The following is a 21,552-nucleotide window of genomic DNA, read 5'->3' on the forward strand; positions in this document are numbered from 1 at the left end:
TCATGCCTAGTAAATCAATAACAATACAAGGTGCTAGAGCACATAATCTGAAAAATATAGATGTGAAGATTCCTAAAAACAAACTTGTTGTGTTAACTGGTTTGTCTGGATCAGGAAAATCATCATTAGCTTTTGATACAATTTATGCTGAGGGGCAACGTAGATATGTAGAATCTCTGTCTGCATATGCTCGCCAATTTCTAGGGCAAATGGATAAGCCAGATGTAGATGCTATTGAAGGATTATCGCCAGCTATATCCATTGACCAAAAAACTACGAGTAGAAACCCAAGGTCCACTGTTGGAACTGTAACGGAGATCTACGATTACTTACGTTTATTATATGCACGAATCGGCAGGCCAACATGTCCAAAGCATGGGATTGAAATAAGTTCTCAAACGGTGCAACAAATGGTTGATCGAATTCTAGAGTATCCAGAACGAACAAAAATGCAAGTCTTAGCACCAGTTGTTTCAGGACGTAAAGGGGAACATGTTAAAACATTTGAAAAGCTTAGGAAGGAAGGTTATGTACGCATTCGTGTAGATAAGGAAATGCGTGAAGTAACCGAAGAGATTAAGTTAGATAAAAATAAAAAACATTCAATTGAAGTTGTGGTTGACCGGATCGTTGTAAAGGATGGTATATCTAGTCGATTAAGTGACTCTATCGAAACAGCATTGGAGCTTGGTGAAGGAAAGATAATTGTTGATGTTATTGGTGAAGAGGAACTGATGTTTAGTGAAAATCATGCGTGTCCAATATGTGGATTCTCTATTGGTGAATTAGAGCCACGCTTGTTTTCATTTAATAGTCCTTTTGGTGCATGTCCAACATGTGATGGGTTAGGTACAAACCTTGAGGTTGATTTAGATTTGGTTATACCAGATTGGGGTCTAACCTTAAATGAACATGCAATCGCAGCTTGGGAGCCGATTAGTTCACAGTATTATCCGCAGCTATTGAAAAGTGTTTGTGATCATTATGGAATAAACATGGATATTCCTGTAAAGGACATTCCCAAGGATCAAATGGAAAAAATCCTTTTTGGTAGTGGGGATGAAAAGATTCATTTTCACTATATCAATGATTTTGGTAAGGTTCATGACAATATGGTCAACTTTGAAGGGGTTATTCATAATATTTCCCGTCGTTATAAAGAAACTTCTTCAGACTTCATTCGTGAAACATTAGAGAAGTATATGGCTGTAAAGCATTGTCCTTCTTGTAAAGGATATCGATTAAAGGAAGAAGCATTAGCAGTTCTAATTAATAAAAAGCATATTAGTATGATTACCGATTATTCGGTTACAGATGCTCAGGAATTTTTTGGTAATCTAGAATTAACGGAAAAGGAACAACAAATTGCTCGATTGATATTAAAAGAGATTAATAATCGTTTGGACTTTTTAAAAAATGTCGGATTAGATTATTTGACGATGTCTCGAGCTGCGGGAACATTATCTGGTGGTGAAGCACAGCGCATTCGTTTAGCTACTCAAATTGGATCCGCATTGACAGGGGTTCTGTATGTGCTTGATGAACCATCGATTGGATTGCATCAACGTGACAATGACCGCCTAATTGAAACATTGAAAAATATGCGTGATTTGGATAATACATTACTCGTTGTAGAACATGATGAGGATACCATGTTAGCTGCAGATTGGCTGATTGATATTGGTCCTGGCGCTGGGGAACATGGTGGTCAAATAGTAGCTAGCGGTACACCGAATAGTGTGATGAAAACGAAGAAATCTTTAACTGGACAATATTTATCTGGTAAAAAGTATATTCCACTTCCAGCTAAACGTCGGGAAGCAGACGATCGCTTTATCGAAGTAGTTGGTGCAGCAGAAAATAACCTAAAAAATGTTTCTACAAAAATTCCAATAGGATTAATGACGGTTGTTACTGGAGTATCTGGTTCAGGAAAAAGTACCCTCGTTAATGAAATAGTATATAAATCCTTGGCAAAACAGTTATATCGTACAAAACTAAAGCCAGGAAAGCATAAAGCAATAAATGGAATGGAGTACATTGATAAAGTAATTGACATTGATCAATCTCCAATTGGTAGAACGCCACGGTCCAATCCTGCTACGTATACAGGAGTTTTCGATGATATACGTGATGTGTTTGCACAAACGAATGAAGCAAAGGTAAGAGGATATAAAAAAGGTAGATTCAGCTTTAATGTAAAAGGTGGACGCTGTGAAGCTTGCCGCGGTGATGGAATCATAAAAATTGAAATGCACTTTTTACCTGATGTGTATGTCCCTTGTGAAGTTTGCCATGGAAAACGATATAATCGTGAGACGTTGGAAGTGAAGTATAAAGGAAAGAACATTTCAGATGTTCTAGATATGAGGATCGAGGAATCATTAGATTACTTTGCAAATATCCCGAAAATAAAACGGAAACTGCAAACGATTTATGATGTTGGTTTAGGTTATGTAAAACTAGGGCAACCAGCAACTACGTTATCTGGTGGTGAGGCACAAAGGGTTAAACTTGCCAGTGAGTTACATCGTCGTTCAACAGGAAAGTCCTTTTATATCCTAGATGAGCCAACAACTGGTCTACATGTCGATGATATAAAACGATTGTTAACCGTATTACAGCGATTAGTTGATAATGGTGATACCGTACTGATCATTGAGCATAATTTAGATGTAATTAAAACCGCAGATCATATTATTGATCTTGGACCTGAAGGCGGAGCCAGAGGTGGACAGATCATCGCTACTGGAACACCGGAGGTAATTGCAGAAGAAGAAATATCCTATACGGGTCGTTACTTAAAACCAATATTGGAGCGAGATCGAAAACGGCAAGAGGATTCCATTCGTGAGAAAGAAGAAATAAGTGCAAAGTAAGGGGGAGATGGGTAGTGAGTTGAAGCGGAACTTACTACCCTCTTCTTTTTACCAAAAAGCTTTGGTATCAAGCTTAAACCTTTGACGCAATCCATGTATTTAGGTAAGGTAAAATGGAGAAGAAATTGGGAGGAACGATGAATGAAACCAATTGAAAAAGAAAAAGTTCAAAAGATGCTGGAAAGCTTTATTAATAAAGAAGTGTATGTACACTTAGAAACAACTAATGGAGCATATGCAAGTCATGTTAATGAAAAAGCATATAATGTTGGAGTATACATACGAAACACTAAGGTAAGATTTTCACAGGCTAAAATAGTAGGTGACGGAAAATCTTATCGTGCCGGTCTAAAAATGGATATCGGTTGGATCTATGCTGAAGGTTTAACAGATTGGGAAATCTATGAAGAATCAAAACTATTAATGGCTGGACATGACCGAGAGGGTCGATTAATGGTAGCATTGCAAATTAGTGAAACTCCTTTTAGTCATTAAAACTTTTTTGAGGGAATGGTGAATGATGGAAAAACATGTAGTTGTCATATATCCACATCCAGATGATGAATCATTTGGAGCTGCAGGAACGATAGCAAAATTTCGTGAGCAAGGTGTACCAGTTACTTATTTATGTGGTACGTTAGGAGAAATGGGAAGAAATATGGGATCGCCAACTTTTGCTAATCGGGAGACGTTACCGGAGATTCGTAAAAAAGAATTAATGCAAGCGTGTAAGGTGTTGGATGTTGATTTACAAATGCTAGGCTATCGGGACAAGACATTAGAATACGAGGATAGACAAGAAGTAGCATCACATTTAAAAGGAATTATTGAAGAGAGTGAGCCAAGTTTAGTAATTACCCACTATCCTGACCATGCTGTTCACCCTGATCATGACGCACTTGGTGCTGCAGCAATTGAGGCAGTTCGCTTGATGGATCCTGACAAGAGACCAACAGTATGGGCTCAAGCAATCACGAACACACATGTTGAGGATTTAGGAAAACCAGATGTCATTAATGATGTTACAGCGAATTTTGATAAAAAAATGGATGCAATATTATCTCATAAATCACAAGCAAGTGGTATTTTAAAAAACTTTAATCAAGACGGAAACATTCCAGATGATTTAAAAGAGGAAGCAAAAAAACGGTTAGGAAAAGAGAGTTTTTATATCTGGAAATTTTAATAGAAGCAAAACTAATGAAGTGAGGTGATGTAATGAAACGCCTATACAGGTCTGAAAAAGATCAAATGGTTGGAGGTGTTTTAGCAGGAGTAGCTGAATACTTTAATATCGATCCAACGCTTGTACGTTTGCTTTTTGTTGTACTTTTCTTTTTAACGAACATTTTTCTATTAGTTGCATATGTAATTGCGATCTTCATTATTCCAAAGGAAAGTGAGGTACGCTAATGTTTAAAAGAGCTCTTTTATCTGTCTTTTTGAATGCTGTTGCCTTAATAGCAGTAGCTCAGCTTTTTGATTCGTTTCACTTAGATGGTTTTGGCACAGCTTTGTTAGCTAGTTTTATACTGGCTATCTTCAATGTCATTATTAAACCTATCTTAGTTATTTTAACCTTACCGATAACGGTAATTTCACTTGGTTTGTTTTTATTTGTGATAAATGCTATTACATTGATGCTAACACAAATGTTTATTGGATCTTCGTTTGTTATTGATGGTTTTGGTACAGCTGTTTTAGCAGCGATTGTGATTTCTATTTTAAATCTACTTCTAAATCGCTTAGTTAAAGATACACTCACAACGTAGGTGGAAAGCCTACGTTTTTCTTTTGGTGAATTTGAAATTAAAATTGAGGATATGATCGAGGAGCATCACAGTCAGTGAGCTGTTCCTCATTTCGTTAGTAGACAAAAGATGTAACTTTCCCAGGATGTTATATGTTCTGCCCGTAGCAGAAATATAGTACTCGATTCGAATGAGTCGAAGAAAGTGTATTCACCAAAAGTTACTCCAAATTTTATAACTAAAATGTTTGTTTCATTCTAAAAGAGTAGTTTGTCATAGTTAATTCATTCCTTCCAAACGTAAAAATGTGCTACAATGTAAAGCAGTTAGTCATTCTAATGGAGGAAATAAAATGAAAACAATCGTACGAACAAAAGATCTGCTAGAAAACTTCAATTTAACATTAGTAGCAGGTGAAGATGGAATACATAGAGAGATTGTGACAAGTGATATTTCCCGTCCTGGGATAGAAATGACGGGATATTTTAGATATTACCCCAAAGAGAGATTGCAATTAATAGGAAAAACAGAGATGACCTACTTTTTGGACTTAAGTGAAGAAGAACAATATGACCGTGTAAAAAAGCTTTGTACCGACGTTACACCTGGAATTGTCGTATCAAGAGGAATGGAGATTCCAAAGGTTTTAATAGAAGGTGCTAATAAATCTGGAGTACCTATTTTACACTCTCCTCGTAAAACAACACGTGTTATCAGTAGGTTGACCAACTTTTTAGAGGCTAAATTCGCTCCATTTACTGCTATTCATGGAGTATTAGTTGATATTTATGGAGTAGGGGTACTAATTACTGGTCAAAGTGGAGTCGGTAAAAGTGAAACAGCGCTTGAATTAGTGAAACGCGGGCACCGCCTTGTAGCTGATGATAGTGTAGAAATTCGTCAGGAAGATTATGACACATTAATTGGTAATTCACCACCACTTATTGAGCATTTGCTAGAAATTAGAGGATTAGGAATCATTAATGTGATGACTCTATTCGGGGCTGGTTCTGTACGTAGTTATAAAAAAATATCGTTAATTATCAACCTTGAGCTTTGGGATCAAAAGAAACAATATGATCGTTTAGGGTTAGATGAGGATACGATGAAAATTATGGACGTAAGTCTTCCGAAGGCAACCATTCCTGTGCGACCAGGTAGAAACCTTGCTGTAATTATCGAAGTAGCTGCCATGAACTTTAGACTGAAACGTATGGGTGTTAACGCTGCTGAAGAATTCTCGGAAAGATTAACAACAATGATGGATACAGAGAAAGACGAAATGGATTAGGAGGGGTTGTTATGAGTTGTGATGCACCAACGCTCGACCGAGTATTTTTGCAAATAGGGTCCTTATCTATTTATTGGTATGGGGTTATCATTGCAACAGGTGCTTTTTTAGCATTATGGTTAGTAACAAGAGAAGCAGATCGTCTTGGATTGAAAAAAGATTTAATGGTGGACTTAGTAGTATTCGCTATTCCGATTGCTATTTTGAGTGCACGAATCTATTATGTCGTATTTGAGTGGGACCGTTATGTTGGTGGTCCTTGGTGGAAGGTTTTTGCTGTTTGGGAAGGTGGAATTGCGATTCATGGTGCCTTAATTGGTGCTGTATTAACAGCAATTGTATTTGCCCGTGTGCGAAAGGTTTCCTTTTGGAAGCTTGTTGATATCGCAGCACCAGGTTTAATTCTCGGTCAGGCTATTGGCCGTTGGGGAAACTTTATGAACCAGGAAGCACATGGTGGGCCAATTTCAGAGTCTACCTATAATAGTTTTCACCAGTATCTTCCAGATTTTATTATGAATCAAATGTGTATTGATGGTGTCATGTACCATCCAACATTTCTTTATGAATCGGTTTGGAATTTCTTAGTTCTTGGCTTATTGCTAGTATTACGTAGAAAAAATCTGTTACGTGGGGAAGTATTCTTAACCTACTTAATGTCCTATTCAGTTGGACGTTTCTTTATCGAAGGAATGCGTACAGATAGCCTATATGGTGGTGGATTAAGAGCTGCACAGGTTATCTCTATATTATTAATTGTTGGAGCAATACTGTTAATTATCTACCGCCGTAAGACAGTGAAAGAAAGGTACAATGATTTAGAACCGAATAATAAGAAAAAGGGAAGTAAAAAAACAAATAAATCATCAAAGAAAAAGAAATAAGATCGAAGCACAAAGGTGGAGTGGAGAATGACCGGGATTTTATTACGTGGTTTACAAGAAGGACTTAAAACAACTTGGACATTAGGTAAGGTTATTTTCCCGATAACCTTACTTGTTACCATTATACAGCATACCCCGGTATTGCCTTGGATAATAGATAAAATTAGTCCAATTATGGGATTGTTAGGATTGTCTGGGGAAGCGGCTGTTCCACTAGTACTGGGAAATGCATTAAATTTGTACGCAGGAATAGCTGCAATTGTATCATTTGATTTTACTGTAAAAGAAGTTTTTATTCTGGCAGTGATGCTATCGTTTTCTCATAATTTGTTTATTGAATCTGCCGTTGCATCAAGAGTCGGAGTAAGCTGGTGGTTAATCTCCGGTGTACGTATTGGTCTTGCCTTATTAGCAGCGGTAGTGATTAAATTAGTATGGAATGGCGGGTCTGAGTTTGCTCAATATGGCCTTATTTCTTCCAGTAAAGTCGTTCTGAACGGATGGGGAGAAATTACGATACAAGGTTTACAAACTGCAGCATTGGCAATATTACAACTTGCCTTAATCGTCATACCTTTAATGGTAATTATGCAATATTTACGGGAAAAAGGTTGGTTAGATAAATTATCCAATGGAATAGCTCCATTTACAAAAATTCTTGGAATGGAAAAGAACACTTCGATGACCCTAGTTGCAGGTTTAACAATTGGTCTGGCATATGGTGCTGGATTAATGATTCAAGCAGTGAAAGAAGATGGGGTATCTAAACGTGATATGACATTAGCATTAATTTTCCTCGTTTCATGTCACGCAGTTGTTGAAGATACGTTAGTATTTATTCCGTTGGGGATTCCGGTTTGGCCATTGCTTATTATCCGAGTAACCACAGCGGTTGTCCTAACAATGACTATTGCTTTTGTTTGGAAACGTCATGAACAACGAAAAGGGAAGGAAGTCACCAGTGAGCATTCGTACAATACTCTTTGATTTAGATGGTACTTTAATTGATACCAATGAACTAATTATGCAATCCTTCATGCACACATTTAAACAATACGGAAGAGATTACACAAGGGAAGAGTTGTTAGCTTTTAATGGGCCACCATTACGTGAAACGTTTGAAAAGATTGATGAGAATTTAGTAGAGGAAATGATTGAAACATATCGAGAACATAACCTTTTTCATCATGATTACTATGTAAAACCTTTTCCAAATGTAGTAGAAACAATTAATGAGTTAAAGGATCATGGAATTGCTCTAGGAATTGTTACAACCAAAATGGATAAAAGTGTTCAAATGGGCTTAAAAATAGCTGGCTTAGAAGGATATTTCCAATCGGTCGTAACACTAGATGATGTAACACATGCCAAGCCACATCCAGAGCCAGTCTTTAAGGGAATCAACGAGCTAAAAGCAGATCCAAAAACAACTTTAATGGTTGGAGACAATTCACATGATATCGAATCGGGCCATCATGCAGGGGTACGTACTGCTGGAGTTGCTTGGTCCCATAAAGGAAAGGACTTTTTAGAAAAGTACAATCCTACTTATATGTTAGAAGATATGAAAGATTTGCTTAAAATTATTTAAACCTACAACTAGATCGAGCTTATAATTGTAAATCTGTAGGGGTGTGGCTATGCGAAAAACTGAACGTTATCAGGTTGAAAGTGCTAATTCTTTATGGCATATCTATAAGACTGTTTCTTTTTGGAAAGTAGTTAAAAACTTTATCATTATTCAGATTGCAAGATATACTCCTTTTTTACGTGTGAAAAACTGGTTATATCGTGTTTTTTTACGAATGAAGGTTGGAGAAGAGACTTCATTTGCATTAATGGTGATGCCGGATATTATGTTTCCTGAGAGAATTACGGTTGGAGCCAATAGTGTAATTGGCTATAACACAACCATTTTAGCGCATGAGTATTTGATTAAAGAGTATCGTATTGGTGAGGTTACAATTGGGGATGAGGTTCTAATTGGGGCAAACTCAACGATTCTCCCAGGTGTCACAATTGGAGATGGGGCTGTGGTTTCAGCGGCTACCCTCGTACACAAGGATGTCCCTGCAGGTTCTTTTGTAGGTGGAAATCCAATGAAGATTATTTATACAAAACAGCAAATGGAACAACGAGAAAAACATGAATAACTCTAAAATTAACCCTTTGAACTCAATGAATCTGTATGATAAAATATAAGTAAGTTAATATAGGTTGGACGGAGAATTGGAGAACCGCAAACAACTGATGGTCAAACACCATTAGAATGTTTTGCGGTTTTTTATTCTTTAATCTGCGTTGTTCATAATATAGTTAAGTAGTAGGAAGATAATTGAAGGGGAGTGTTTGGATGGAAGGTTTTTCTAGTTTCAAGAGAGAAGAAATATTTACTGAAATGAAAAAGACAGAATTAGATATTTTAGTCGTAGGGGGAGGAATTACGGGAGCTGGTATTTCCTTAGATGCTGTAACACGAGGATTAAAAGTTGCTGTAGTTGAAATGCAAGACTTTGCTGCAGGTACATCAAGTCGTTCCACAAAACTGGTACATGGTGGTTTACGTTACTTAAAACAGTTTGAAGTAAAGATGGTTGCTGAAGTAGGAAAAGAACGTGCGATTGTATATGAAAATGGACCACATGTAACTACTCCAGAGTGGATGATGCTTCCATTTCATAAAGGTGGAACGTTCGGACCGTTTTCAACAAACATTGGATTACGTGTGTATGATTACTTAGCTGGTGTAAAAAAAGTAGAAAGAAGAAAAATGTTTAAGCCAGAGGAAGCACTTCGGAGAGAACCACTTATTAAGAGTGAGGGACTAAGAGGAGCGGGGTATTATGTAGAGTATAAAACGGATGATGCGCGTTTAACGATTGAAGTAATGAAAAGAGCTGTTGAAAAAGGTGCAAGTGCGATAAATTATGCGAAAGTGGTAGATTTTATCTACAATGAAAATAACAAGCTAATCGGTACAGTTGTTGAGGATCAGATTACTGGGGACCAACATTCCATTTATGCAAAGAAGATAATAAATGCTTGTGGACCATGGGTTGATGGATTACGTAAATTAGATGGTTCCAATCGTGGGAAGCATTTGCATCTAACGAAGGGAGTTCACCTCGTTTTTCCGAATACAGTGTTTCCGTTGCAACAAGCTATTTACTTTGACACACCGGACGGTAGAATGGTATTTGCAATTCCCCGTGACCAAAAAACATATGTAGGAACGACCGATACAACCTATGAGGGAGATATAACTCATCCAACAATGACAAAGGAAGATCGTGACTATATTATCCATGCAATCAATTATATGTTTCCTTCATTAGGGGTTACAGCTGATGATGTAGAATCCAGTTGGGCTGGGTTACGACCATTAATTGCTGAAGAGGGAAAAGGGCCAAGTGAAATATCTCGAAAGGATGAAATATTTATTTCGAATTCCGGCTTGATTTCAATGGCTGGAGGAAAACTAACTGGTTATCGTAAAATGGCACAGGAAGCAGTTGATACAGTAGTTGAACAATTAAAAGAGGAACTGGGAATTCTATATTCTAAATCGGATACAGAAAAGCTACCGATATCTGGAGGTGATGTTGGTGGTTCTACTGGATTTACAAAATATAAGAAAGAAAAAGTAAAAGAAGGGCTTGCATTAGGGATCTCCGAAGAAAGTGCCCTAACGCTTGTACAAAGGTATGGATCAAATGTAGAAACAGTGTTCGAAATATATCAAAATAGGAAACAGGATGCAGAGATAGAAAACATAGATCCAGTTGTTTTTGCCCAGCTCTGCTACGGAATAGAAAATGAGTTGGTTTATAAACCAGTTGACTTTTTTGTTCGAAGGACGGGTGCATTATTCTTTGCAATTGATTGGGTAAAGGATTATAAAACACCTGTAATTGATTATATGGCTAAAGTTTTACATTGGAACGAAGAGCAAAAACAGCAATACACGGAGGAACTTGATAAGCTATTATGTGAAGCTGTGACGCCAGTTGAATAGTACGTAAGGGAACTTCCATCTAAATAAAGGTGGGAGTTTTTTATATACGTGTGTGATCAGACACGAGAGCGAGAGATTCGGACACGAGAGCGAGAGATTCGGACACGAGAGCGTGTGCATCGGACACAAGAGTGTGTGCATCGGACGCAAGAGAGGAAACATCGGACACAAGAGAGGAAACATCGGACACAAGAGAGGAAACATCGGACACGAGAGAGGAAACATCGGACACAAGAGAGGAAACATCGGACACAAGAGTGTGTGCATCGGACGCAAGAGAGGAAACATCGGACACAAGAGAGGAAACATCGGACACAAGAGGGGAAACATCGGACACGAGAGAGGAAACATCGGACACGAGAGAGGAAACATCGGACACGAGAGAGGAAACATCGGACACAAGAGGGGAAACATCGGACACGAGAAAGGAAACATCGGACACAAGAGAGGAAACATCGGACACAAGAGCGAAATTATCGGACACAATACTTTCTACACGGTTCACTAAATATCACTATATAATTCTATATTTAATTATGGTATACTTTTTTCGATATGTTAAATAATAGGGGGATATGTATGCAAAACGTGAAGGATAAAGAAACTGGTCAAAACCCAAATAATCTTATCCCTTTTATTCCTGAAGGTGACTTTTATTTCACAAAAGGTGTAGAAGCCTTTCGTAAAAGAAAGTTTGAGATTGCGTTGAAATGGATGAATAAGGCAGTTGAAGCTGTACCGAAAGATCCGTTGTATCAATGTCAAATGTCTATTATATATACAGAAATAGGTTCTTATCATAAAGCGAATCAAATATTAACGAATGTTTTACAGTCATCAGGAGACCAATATGTAGATTGTTATTATCTATTAGCGAATAACTATGCGCATTTAGGTTTATTAAATGATGCAAAAAAATATGCTATATCCTACCTGGATATGGAGCCAGAGGGTGACTTTAGTGAAGAAGCTAAAGGTTTGTTACAACTTATTGATTTCGATGAAGAAGATGATGACGATGGAGATTGGGGTCCATCAATTGATGATGAAGACGAGCTATTAATTTATCAAGAAACTGCTTTTTACCATTTGGAAAATAAAGAGTGGGACAAAGCATTACTTGTATTAGAAGAAATGACTGTTCAATTTCCAGAACACAAGACAGCAAAACACGAGTATGCCCATGCGTTGTTTTTTAATGGTGAGCGAGAAAAGGCAATCCAAATGGAACAAGAGCTATTACATGAAGAACCTAATAATTTATATAGTCATACGAATTTAGCGACATTTTATTATGAAGCAAATCGTGAAGAATATAAGAATCATGTTGGTGCATTATTAAATGTATACCCGATTCATGAACAACAAAAATTAAGAATAGCTGTAACATTTGCTAGGACAAGTAATTACGAGGAGGCTTATGGCCGTTTTCGATTGCTAAATAAAGGAATTGTAAAAAGTCACGTTTCTTACTATCGTTGGTATTGCTTAGCAGCTTACCAAGTTGGAGCAATAGAAAAAGCGGAAGTTCTATGGAAAGAAGGTTGTAAGAAACATACTATCCTTTCTACTGAAATAGAGCCTTGGAATTTGTGAGCAAATAGTTAGACGAATATGTTCTAATTTAATACGCTATAAAGAGTAAGACAGATAAAAAAAGAGGTGTAAGTAATGTCCGAAGAGAAAATGTATGATGTAATCATCGCTGGAGCAGGACCAGCTGGTATGACAGCAGCTGTCTACACATCACGGGCAAATTTAGAAACATTGATGATCGAACGTGGAATTCCAGGTGGACAAATGGCGAATACAGAAGATGTAGAGAATTATCCTGGATTTGATCATATATTAGGACCAGATTTATCGAATAAAATGTTTGAACATGCGAAAAAGTTTGGTGCTGAATATGCCTATGGTGATATAAAAGAAGTTATTGATCATGGGGATTATAAAACCGTTGTAGCTGGAAATAAGGAATATAACACGAGATCATTAATTATTGCAACAGGTGCTCAATATAAGAAACTAGGGATACCGGGCGAGGAAGAATTAGGTGGCCGTGGAGTATCCTATTGTGCAGTATGTGACGGTGCTTTCTTTAAAGAAAAAAATCTTGTAGTAGTCGGTGGAGGAGATTCTGCTGTTGAAGAAGGTGTTTATCTAACACGCTTCGCTGATAAAGTTACAATTGTTCACCGCCGTGATGAACTACGTGCACAAAAAATTCTTCAAGACCGTGCTTTTGAAAACGAGAAAATTGACTTTATTTGGGATACAGTTGTAGAAACTATAAACGGTCCAGACGGTAAAGTTAGCAGTGTAACTCTTAAGGATGTTAATACTGGAGAAGAGAAAGAATTCTCTGCGGAAGGTGTTTTCGTGTATATAGGAATGGTACCATTAAGTGAACCATTTAAGTCATTAGGAATAACTAATGATGAAGGGTATATTCCAACGAATGAACACATGGAAACAAATATTCCAGGAGTTTTTGCTGCAGGAGATATCCGTGAGAAAACACTACGACAAATTGTGACAGCTACTGGTGATGGAAGTATTGCAGCAGAAGCGGTACAGAAGTATATTGAAGAATTATCTGAGAAAATTAAAGCTAAAAACTAAAAAAAATAGAACGTAAAGGCTTTTTAACCTCACTGTAACACGCACGAAATATATATGGGTTACAATAGGATTAACTAATTGACCCCCTTTTTAATAAATAGATTAGCTTTTGCACAGGTGGATAACATCTGTGCCCTTTTTTTTGCTTTTTCTTCTATAAGTGACGTAATAATACATATGTTAAGACTAAGCAAATTCCAGAAAAACTTTACTTTCCTGTATAATCTTGCAAATCGTAATTAAGACTTGGTAAAAAGGTAAGTTTTCTAATATAATAGAAATAGTGTTTAATTTTACTTCTAATGAACAAGAAAGAAGTGTTTGGAATGCAACGAGTGACAAACTGCATCGTTATCGATCAGGATCATATCTTATTATTAAAGAAACCTAGCCGTGGTTGGTATGCTATTCCTGGTGGGAAAATGGAACAGGGTGAAACGATCAAAGAATCTGCTATTCGAGAGTATTGGGAGGAAACAGCGCTTACGCCTAACAATCCTACTTTAGCAGGAGTTTTTACGTTTTCCATTTATCATCAAGAGGAATTAGAAAACGAATGGATGATGTTTACGTTTATTACCGATTCCTATCAGGGCCAATTAACTGAACACTGTGATGAAGGTGAATTGGAGTGGGTGCCAATTAAACAGTTGCATCAGTTACCAATGGCTGAAGGTGATCATAAAATATTTGAGCATATATTGACATCAAAAGCTACCGTATTTGGAGCTTTCTCCTATACAAATGAGTTTCAGTTAATCGACTATCGAATCAATTAATGAAAGAAAAAAACAGTGGAAGGGGAGAAATACAATGGCAGAAAAGGAACAAGAAACAAAGCTAGTAATCATTACTGGAATGTCTGGTGCAGGAAAAACGGTTGCGATTCAAAGCTTTGAAGACTTAGGTTATTACTGTGTAGATAATTTGCCACCTACATTACTTCCAAAATTTTTAGAGCTTATGAGAGATTCTACGAACAACATTCATAAAGTTGCTTTAGTTATGGATTTACGTGGTCGTGAGTTTTTTGATTCATTATTTGAAGCATTGGATGTTTTGGGTGATGAAGATTGGTTGGAGGAACATATACTTTTTCTAGATGCCAAAGATGAGCAGCTTGTAAGTCGTTATAAAGAGACAAGACGATCCCATCCATTGGCAATTGACGACTTGCCTCTAAATGGGATTAAACAGGAACGAAAAATATTAGATGAATTGCGTGGAAGAGCACAACGAATTATAGACACAACCAATCTAAAACCAAAAGAACTGCGAGAGAAAATAATCAATGCATATACTGAGGAAAAAGAAGATATTTTCTCCGTTCATTTTGTTTCATTTGGATTTAAATATGGCCTTCCAATTGATGCTGATCTTGTATTTGATGTACGTTTCTTGCCAAACCCACATTATGTTGCTAATTTACAGCCATTGACTGGATTAAATCCGGATGTTTCTTCCTACGTATTTAAATGGTCAGATGCACAGAAATTCCAAGAAAAAGTAATGGATTTACTAACGTTTATGCTTCCACAATACAAGAAAGAAGGAAAGTCACAGCTGGTCGTAGCTATTGGTTGTACTGGTGGGCAACATCGCTCTGTGGCATTAGCTGAGTATTTCTCAAAACAGTTAGCTGCAAATTACATTACACACGTTAGTCATCGTGATATCGACAAAAGAAAGGGTCATTAATATGACGGAAAAAAGACAACCACGTATAGTAGTTATTGGTGGAGGCACCGGAATGCCGGTATTACTTCGTGGTTTGAAAAACTTACCAATTCATCTAACCGCATTAGTAACGGTTGCTGATGATGGGGGGAGCACGGGAAGAATTCGGAATGAGATGGCTATCCCCGCTCCAGGTGATATTCGTAATGTAATAGCTGCCCTTTCTGAAGTGGAACCGATGATTATTCAATTATTCCAACATCGTTTTTCAATTGGAAATGGATTATCTGGTCACTCCATGGGAAATTTACTTCTAGCGGCAATGACGTCGATCACGGGTGACTTTTATACAGGAATTAAGGAAATATCCCGTGTGCTAAATGTTAAGGGAGAAATTATTCCGATATCGAATGAAAATTTGACCCTACATGCTGAAATGGAAGATGGATCCATTGTGGCTGGGGAATCGAATATTCCGTTAGCAAATAAACGTATTCAACGTGTTTTCCTTGATCCAGAGGATGTAAAGCCCTTGCCTAACGCGATCAAAGCAATTGATGAGGCAGATTTGGTTGTCATTTCACCGGGAAGTCTATTTACGAGCATTATGCCGAATATTATCATTCCTAAAATAGATGAAGCAATTCGAAGGTCGAAATCAAAGGTTGTTTACGTTTGTAATGTTATGACCCAAGCTGGAGAAACTACAGGTTTTTCAGCGGCTGACCATGTACAAGCAATTTATAATCACGTAGGTGAAGGATGTATTGGTTCGATTATTGTTCACAATGAACCAATTGACCGAGAAATTCGCGACTTATACGCAGAAGAAAATGCTGCTCCAGTAGTCTATGATACAGACCGGTTATTAAATATGGGATTGAAAATTATTGAAGGGGATATTATTGATCACAATAGATCAACATTGCGTCATGACACAACGAAGATAGCGAAGTTATTATATTCCCTAATTCAGTAAAATGAGCATTCCATTATGAGGTAGCGTGCTGCCCATTGGGTATGTGTAAATTTAATAGGTAAAGGAGGGGAGCGTATGTCTTTTGCTTCGGAAATAAAAAAGGAATTAACAACCATTGAAGTTGATGCATGCTGTTCCCACGCAGAGCTTGCGGCATTGATACGAATGAATGGGACTATTTCTTTAGGTTCACAACAAAGGTACATACTAGATGTACAAACAGAAAATGCTGCTATTGCGAGAAGAATATATATTTTAGTAAAAGAGAATTATCCCTATCCAGTAGAACTCCTTGTACGTAAAAAGATGAAGCTAAAGAAAAATAATGTGTACATTGTTCGGATGAAAAATAGTGTTGATAAAATATTAGCAGATTTGGATATCCTCCAAGGTACTTTCTCTTTTGTTCGGACAATCTCAGAGAAATATCTAAAGAAGGACTGCTGTAAACGTGCCTATTTACGTGGAGCGTTTTTAGCGGGCGGTTCGATTAATAATCCCGAAACTTCTTCCTACCACTTAGAAATCTCTAATATTCACGAAGAACATAATAATGCGCTATGTGATCTGTTAAACTCTTATCGATTACATGCTAGACAATTAGAGCGTAAAAAGGGCTTTATTGTGTATATGAAAGAAGCGGAAAAAATAACAGAGTTTCTAAGCATTATTGGGGCGCATAACGCTTTATTTAAATTTGAGGATGTTCGAATTGTTCGCGACATGCGTAACTCTGTAAACAGATTGGTTAATTGTGAGACAGCAAACTTAAACAAGACAATTGGAGCTGCTTTTCGCCAAATTGAAAACATTCAATTTATCGAAAGAACGGTTGGATTAGAGGCTTTGCCAGAAAAGCTAAGAGAAATTGCAGTTTTACGAATGCAACATGAAGATGTTTCATTGAAGGAATTAGGAGAACTAGTTTCTGGGGGAAAAATATCTAAATCTGGTGTAAACCATCGATTAAAAAAGATTGATGAGTTCGCTGAAAAGCTTAAACAAGGGGAAGTAAATTTACAATAAAATTTTGTTTGATTCCCCCAAAATTCATGATATAATTACGTTAATTTATAGAATGGAATATTCTATATGTTTTGAAACAATAATGGCTAATGTCTTCCGAGATGATTAGCCAACTTTTTAACTTCTTATGTTAACGCTTACTATTAAAAGGGGATGAGAGATTTGGTTGAGAGGACTGTAAAAGTTGAGTTAGAAACAGGGCTACAAGCCAGACCAGCTGCGCAATTTGTTCAAGAAGCAAATCGCTATTCAGCGAATTTATTTCTAGAAAAAGAAGAACGTAAAGTAAATGCTAAAAGCATTATGGGGTTGATGAGTTTAGCAATTACGACAGGAGAGACGATCACGTTAATTGCTGATGGTTCAGATGAGGAAGAAGCGATTAATCATTTGGTTTCATTTGTCCAGGGGGATTAAGTTCATACACTTATTTGTGAAATAAATAACATAATTATAACAAAAAAATGGTTCTAGCGTGAAATGCGCTAGAACCATTCAATTATTATTGATCTGCTTTACGAGTTAAAATGCGGTCAATTAATCCATAATTTACAGCTTTTTCAGCAGTCATGAAATTATCACGTTCTGTATCTGCTTCAATTACTTCGATTGGTTGACCAGTTCTTTCAGCAAGGATTTCATTCATTTTTCTTTTCATTTCAATAATACGTTTTGCATGAATTTCAATATCTGTTGCTTGACCTTGTGTACCACCTAATGGTTGGTGAATCATTACTTCACTGTTTGGTAGTGCGAAACGCTTACCTTTTTCACCAGCAGCTAATAGGAATGCACCCATGGATGCTGCCATACCAGTACAAATTGTGGAGACATCTGCTTTAATGAACTGCATAGTATCATAAATTGCCATACCTGCTGTGATGGATCCACCTGGTGAGTTAATGTATAAAGAAATATCCTTCTCAGGGTCTTCAGCTTCTAGGAAAAGTAATTGTGCTACAATTGAGTTAGCAACATTATCATCAATGGCACTTCCTAGCATAATAATACGGTCTTTTAATAAACGAGAGTAAATATCATATGCGCGCTCTCCACGGTTTGTTTGTTCAATAACTGTAGGTATCAAATTCATAGTAAATCCTCCTTATTCTATACGTTCATCCATTTAATTTGGATCTATTTTTATCATAACTAAAAGGTCAATGAAGGTCAAACAAAAACGTTTGACAAATTTCCTTATGTATTAAAGTACACTTCCCATCATACCCGGAACATTGGAAAATTAAACCTGTAGACCAGAAAATACTTGTCTAAGCAAACGTAACGCGTTATAATAGCGTATGTGTCCAATTTAATCTATATGCGCCCATAGCTCAGCTGGATAGAGCACTGGTTTCCGGTACCAGGTTTGCCGGGGGTTCGAATCCCTCTGGGCGCGTACCAAAAAGTCAATAAAAGCAAGGGATAGAAGTGATTTTCTTCCCTTGCTATTTTCATGTAAAAATACCACTTTGCAAACGAATTGCAAACCTTCGAGTTTCGAAATGAATTTTAAGCCTAGTTTTTAACAATCGAAAACACATTTTCTGGCTTACTTTCTTTTTTCTTATAAAGTGATTTTTGGATACTTGTTGCAGCAACTTCTTGAATTCCGGGAATAATATGCGAGTACGTATCTAATGTCGTTTGGATAGATCTATGACCTAATCTTTCTTGAACTACTTTCGGATGTACCCCAGCTCGTAGTAACAAAGTAGCATGAGTGTGCCTTAACCCATGAAAACTAATATCTTTTACGCCACTTTTTTCAATTGTACGATTAAACACTGTTCTTAAATAGGTAGGTCTTATAACTCCTCCAGTTGAAGTACAACATACTAAATTACGGTCCTCATAGTCTGGGCCACATTTCATTTTATCTTTTTCCTGCTGCCTTTTGTGATCTTTTAATATCTCAATTGTGTCATCATCAATATCTATTGTACGATAACTAGTTGATGTTTTAAGCTGAGGAGATAGCTTCCACTCACCTGTATCATCTTTTTTAAGTTGTTGGTAGACAGATATCTTTTTCTTGTCAAAATCAACGTGTGACCATCTTAAGCCTAAAATTTCTCCTCTACGCATACCTGTAGCTAAAGCAAGTATTATAGGCAATGCATGATTCTTGCTTTTAAGATTACTCATAAAAGATTGCACTTCATCCTCAGTCCAATATTCAATTTCCTTTCTATCTACCTTAGGAGCTTCTATATCTTCCATAATACCTTCTTTGATACCGTAACGTTTACCTTTTTTTAATGCGCTCGAGAGGATTCTATAGATATGTTTTTTGGTTCGTTGGGAGATAACCTTATCACTGTTTGGGACCTTTTTGTTGTTGAGGTCAATTAAAAACGATTCAACATGATGTGATTCCAGTTTGCTTACTTTCCAAGTGCCTAACCCCGGAATAATGTGTTTTCTCATGTAGGATTCATAATGTTCATAAGTACCAGGTGCAACTGTACTCTTTTTACGATCTAACCATTGATTAAAGTATTCCTCCATAGTCATGTCAGCAGGGTCCTTGTAGCCTTTTTCTAATTTATTTATGATCTTTGGCAAATCTTTTTCTGCATCTTTTCTTCTTTCGTACCCACTAAACCATTTTTGTTTTCTTTTGTTTTTGTGATCACGACCGATGTCAATCACAATTGCGTACTTATTACCTCTCTTCCTAATATGACCTCGCATATTCATATCCTCCTATATAATTAAATTTACTTTGATACATTTCTAACCGTCTTGTAGCAAATTGTCTATCAACATTAAAAAGGTACATAATTTCGTTAACATTTGGATTCCTTATTTGCTCCAACATAAAAGTCGGTACACAGAAGTGGTAGGCGAAGTGATTTGCTTGCCATTCCTGAGGTTTTAAAAAGTCATTCGGCAAGTATTCTTGTCTTCCTACATGCCATAAGACGTGACATAATTCATGTCCAAAATCCTGCCATTGTTTTTGTAGAGGGGCTGTTTCTTCAAGAAACATAATGTATTTTCCTTTACTGTAAACAACCTCGCTTGTGAACTCCCAGAATCGTACTGGAAGTTTAATGATCTTCGTTATATATCTGATAGTTAATTGGTGAGGTTCGGTAATATAAATAGAATGTAAAAATTGCTGTATATAGTCCTCTGTACGATTGTAAGTAAACATTGGCTCCCCCTAATTACGAATGTGTGTTCTGTTTTTAGTTAAAAAGAGGGGTGCACAGTTACTGTACACCTAAATTTCTATTAGTTTTCTATAGTTAGGTCTTGAAGTTTCAAATACTGCCCTTCCGATACAGTAATATAAGTATCTGCTTGAACATTGTCATTCGTAACAATACTTTCTAATTGATGTCTGCTATCTGTGCTTACTTCTAAGTAACCCATACCAGCTGCTGAGCTCTCATTTAGTAACACTTTATATTCCCCAGCAGGGATATCTTGACCGACTTTGTACATTCCATCCGTGTATACTCCATCTTCAGGAGTCACAGAAGGAGCTGAATCAACTGGATACATTACTGCGCCTTGAAGTTTAAAATATTCTCCTTCATTTAGTGTTACATATGAATGTGCTCCATTCATTAGGTTGTCATTAAAAACAATGCTATCTAAATCCCCTGTACTATCGGAAGCACTCTCTATGTATCCCATACTTTCTGCGAATACTAGATATTCACCTGCAGGAATATCTTCCCCTACTTTATAAGTGCCGGATTCAATTTTATTTTCATCTTCTGGTTCACTCTCTTCAACATCACTAGAAGCTTCTTCTGTCTCTTCTTCTTCTGTTTCTTCTGGTTCACCTGCTTCATCTTCATCTGAATCATTAGTTGATTCATTAGACTCAACCTCTGTATTGTCATCTGTTGAAGCTGTTTCTGAATCATCTTCTCCTGGAGTTATTATTGCAATAAAAATAATAACTGCAATTAACCAAACCCACCACTTCTTATAAAATGGTTTTTTGACTTTTTCAGCCATTCTAATCTCTCCCCTTAATAATTTTTATCTATATGTAAAATCAATGTTGTAAACAAATTAATCTTCTTCCTTAAAAGCTTCCCAGATCTTTCGTAATCTTCGCAGATCCTCTTCTTTAGATTTAGGCAATTCTTTATACCAACGTTGTAGATCAGGATCATTAATAAACTCTTGGAATGATTCTTCCTCTGATCTATTAGGGGCATCAGACCGTCCTAAAAGGTAGTCTGTAGTTGTGTCTAACACATTAGCTAAATCTCTTAGAACATCATTAGATGGGGTGCTATACTCATTTTCGTAATTACTAATAGTGCTTTTGGTTGAATTAATTTTCTTACCTAATTCCTCTTGAGATAACTGACGTAGCTTTCTAATATATCTTAATCTTTTTGCAAACATAGAATATATCCCCTTATCGCATTTAAGTACAAGTACATTGTACTAGAT

Annotated in this window: 24 protein-coding genes and 1 tRNA gene; 20 read left to right on the forward strand and 5 right to left on the reverse strand. The window is 36.8% G+C overall.

Annotated elements, in window-relative coordinates; all coding sequences use genetic code 11:
• Positions 1–2 precede the first annotated feature (2 nt).
• The 19 genes from uvrA (at position 3) to GMD78_RS12155 (ending at position 17,541) form a co-directional block, all read left to right on the forward strand.
• Positions 3–2,879: an excinuclease ABC subunit UvrA gene (gene uvrA, locus GMD78_RS12065; RefSeq protein WP_155669073.1), complete on the forward strand. Its 2,877-nt coding sequence runs from the start codon at positions 3–5 to the stop codon at positions 2,877–2,879.
• Between the two features lie 141 nt (positions 2,880–3,020).
• A complete protein-coding gene (locus GMD78_RS12070; protein ID WP_155669074.1) occupies positions 3,021–3,374 on the forward strand; it encodes a YojF family protein in 354 nt (117 codons plus the stop codon).
• Positions 3,375–3,399: 25 nt separating this feature from the next.
• Positions 3,400–4,065 (forward strand): bacillithiol biosynthesis deacetylase BshB2, encoded by a 666-nt coding sequence (bshB2, locus tag GMD78_RS12075; RefSeq protein WP_155669075.1) that lies wholly within the window; start codon positions 3,400–3,402, stop codon positions 4,063–4,065.
• A 32-nt stretch (positions 4,066–4,097) separates the two neighbouring features.
• Positions 4,098–4,292, forward strand: a complete 195-nt coding sequence (locus tag GMD78_RS12080; RefSeq protein WP_155669076.1) for a PspC domain-containing protein — start codon at positions 4,098–4,100, stop codon at positions 4,290–4,292.
• Positions 4,292–4,651: a phage holin family protein gene (locus tag GMD78_RS12085; RefSeq protein WP_155669077.1), complete on the forward strand. Its 360-nt coding sequence runs from the start codon at positions 4,292–4,294 to the stop codon at positions 4,649–4,651. The genes GMD78_RS12080 and GMD78_RS12085 overlap by 1 nt, the downstream gene beginning before the upstream one ends.
• A 331-nt stretch (positions 4,652–4,982) precedes the next feature.
• The gene (gene hprK / locus GMD78_RS12090) at positions 4,983–5,921 is read left to right on the forward strand and encodes an HPr(Ser) kinase/phosphatase (RefSeq protein WP_155669078.1); all 939 of its coding nucleotides are present in this window, start codon (positions 4,983–4,985) and stop codon (positions 5,919–5,921) included.
• Positions 5,922–5,932: 11 nt separating this feature from the next.
• Positions 5,933–6,805 (forward strand): prolipoprotein diacylglyceryl transferase, encoded by an 873-nt coding sequence (lgt, locus tag GMD78_RS12095; protein ID WP_155669079.1) that lies wholly within the window; start codon positions 5,933–5,935, stop codon positions 6,803–6,805.
• 27 nt (positions 6,806–6,832) lie between these two features.
• Complete coding sequence (locus tag GMD78_RS12100; RefSeq protein ID WP_155669080.1) at positions 6,833–7,792, forward strand: nucleoside recognition domain-containing protein; 960 nt, start codon at positions 6,833–6,835, stop codon at positions 7,790–7,792.
• A complete protein-coding gene (gene ppaX, locus GMD78_RS12105; RefSeq protein ID WP_343042286.1) occupies positions 7,767–8,396 on the forward strand; it encodes a pyrophosphatase PpaX in 630 nt (209 codons plus the stop codon). The genes GMD78_RS12100 and ppaX overlap by 26 nt, the downstream gene beginning before the upstream one ends.
• 49 nt (positions 8,397–8,445) lie before the next feature.
• Entirely contained in the window at positions 8,446–8,958 is a 513-nt protein-coding gene (locus GMD78_RS12110; protein ID WP_155669082.1) for an acyltransferase, read from the forward strand.
• Between the two features lie 200 nt (positions 8,959–9,158).
• Complete coding sequence (locus GMD78_RS12115; RefSeq protein WP_155669083.1) at positions 9,159–10,820, forward strand: glycerol-3-phosphate dehydrogenase/oxidase; 1,662 nt, start codon at positions 9,159–9,161, stop codon at positions 10,818–10,820.
• A 131-nt stretch (positions 10,821–10,951) separates the two neighbouring features.
• The gene (locus GMD78_RS12120) at positions 10,952–11,386 is read left to right on the forward strand and encodes a hypothetical protein (RefSeq protein WP_425495056.1); all 435 of its coding nucleotides are present in this window, start codon (positions 10,952–10,954) and stop codon (positions 11,384–11,386) included.
• 13 nt (positions 11,387–11,399) lie between these two features.
• Complete coding sequence (locus tag GMD78_RS12125) at positions 11,400–12,416, forward strand: tetratricopeptide repeat protein (protein WP_155669084.1); 1,017 nt, start codon at positions 11,400–11,402, stop codon at positions 12,414–12,416.
• 75 nt (positions 12,417–12,491) lie between these two features.
• Positions 12,492–13,442, forward strand: coding sequence for a thioredoxin-disulfide reductase (trxB, locus tag GMD78_RS12130; RefSeq protein WP_155669085.1), 951 nt, complete (start codon positions 12,492–12,494; stop codon positions 13,440–13,442).
• A 326-nt stretch (positions 13,443–13,768) separates the two neighbouring features.
• Entirely contained in the window at positions 13,769–14,221 is a 453-nt protein-coding gene (locus GMD78_RS12135; RefSeq protein ID WP_155669203.1) for an 8-oxo-dGTP diphosphatase, read from the forward strand.
• Positions 14,222–14,255: 34 nt separating this feature from the next.
• On the forward strand, positions 14,256–15,140 hold the full coding sequence (gene rapZ / locus GMD78_RS12140; protein WP_155669086.1) for an RNase adapter RapZ: 885 nt from the start codon (positions 14,256–14,258) through the stop codon (positions 15,138–15,140).
• Position 15,141: 1 nt separating this feature from the next.
• Positions 15,142–16,098: a gluconeogenesis factor YvcK family protein gene (locus tag GMD78_RS12145; protein WP_155669087.1), complete on the forward strand. Its 957-nt coding sequence runs from the start codon at positions 15,142–15,144 to the stop codon at positions 16,096–16,098.
• A 75-nt stretch (positions 16,099–16,173) separates the two neighbouring features.
• On the forward strand, positions 16,174–17,124 hold the full coding sequence (whiA, locus tag GMD78_RS12150) for a DNA-binding protein WhiA (protein ID WP_155669088.1): 951 nt from the start codon (positions 16,174–16,176) through the stop codon (positions 17,122–17,124).
• Between the two features lie 162 nt (positions 17,125–17,286).
• Complete coding sequence (locus tag GMD78_RS12155; RefSeq protein ID WP_155669089.1) at positions 17,287–17,541, forward strand: HPr family phosphocarrier protein; 255 nt, start codon at positions 17,287–17,289, stop codon at positions 17,539–17,541.
• Positions 17,542–17,626: 85 nt separating this feature from the next.
• Here GMD78_RS12155 and clpP read toward each other — a convergent pair whose 3' ends face one another.
• The gene (gene clpP / locus GMD78_RS12160) at positions 17,627–18,217 is read right to left on the reverse strand and encodes an ATP-dependent Clp endopeptidase proteolytic subunit ClpP (RefSeq protein ID WP_155669090.1); all 591 of its coding nucleotides are present in this window, start codon (positions 18,215–18,217) and stop codon (positions 17,627–17,629) included.
• A 230-nt stretch (positions 18,218–18,447) separates the two neighbouring features.
• Here clpP and GMD78_RS12165 point away from each other — a divergent pair.
• Positions 18,448–18,523: transfer RNA gene (locus tag GMD78_RS12165), tRNA-Arg, on the forward strand.
• 119 nt (positions 18,524–18,642) lie between these two features.
• Here the strand turns inward: GMD78_RS12165 and GMD78_RS12170 are convergent.
• The 4 genes from GMD78_RS12170 to GMD78_RS12185 form a co-directional block, all read right to left on the reverse strand.
• Positions 18,643–19,821: a tyrosine-type recombinase/integrase gene (locus tag GMD78_RS12170; protein ID WP_196493799.1), complete on the reverse strand. Its 1,179-nt coding sequence runs from the start codon at positions 19,819–19,821 to the stop codon at positions 18,643–18,645.
• On the reverse strand, positions 19,805–20,287 hold the full coding sequence (locus GMD78_RS12175) for an ImmA/IrrE family metallo-endopeptidase (protein ID WP_155669092.1): 483 nt from the start codon (positions 20,285–20,287) through the stop codon (positions 19,805–19,807). Before GMD78_RS12175 ends, GMD78_RS12170 begins: the two co-directional genes overlap by 17 nt.
• An 80-nt stretch (positions 20,288–20,367) precedes the next feature.
• Positions 20,368–21,105 (reverse strand): Rv1352/Rv1906c domain-containing protein, encoded by a 738-nt coding sequence (locus GMD78_RS12180; protein WP_155669093.1) that lies wholly within the window; start codon positions 21,103–21,105, stop codon positions 20,368–20,370.
• Between the two features lie 57 nt (positions 21,106–21,162).
• Positions 21,163–21,504, reverse strand: coding sequence for a helix-turn-helix domain-containing protein (locus tag GMD78_RS12185; RefSeq protein ID WP_155669094.1), 342 nt, complete (start codon positions 21,502–21,504; stop codon positions 21,163–21,165).
• Between the last annotated feature and the right edge of the window lie 48 nt (positions 21,505–21,552).

It is taken from the genome of Ornithinibacillus caprae (genome assembly GCF_009728145.1).
Lineage (GTDB): Bacteria > Bacillota > Bacilli > Bacillales > Amphibacillaceae > Ornithinibacillus > Ornithinibacillus caprae.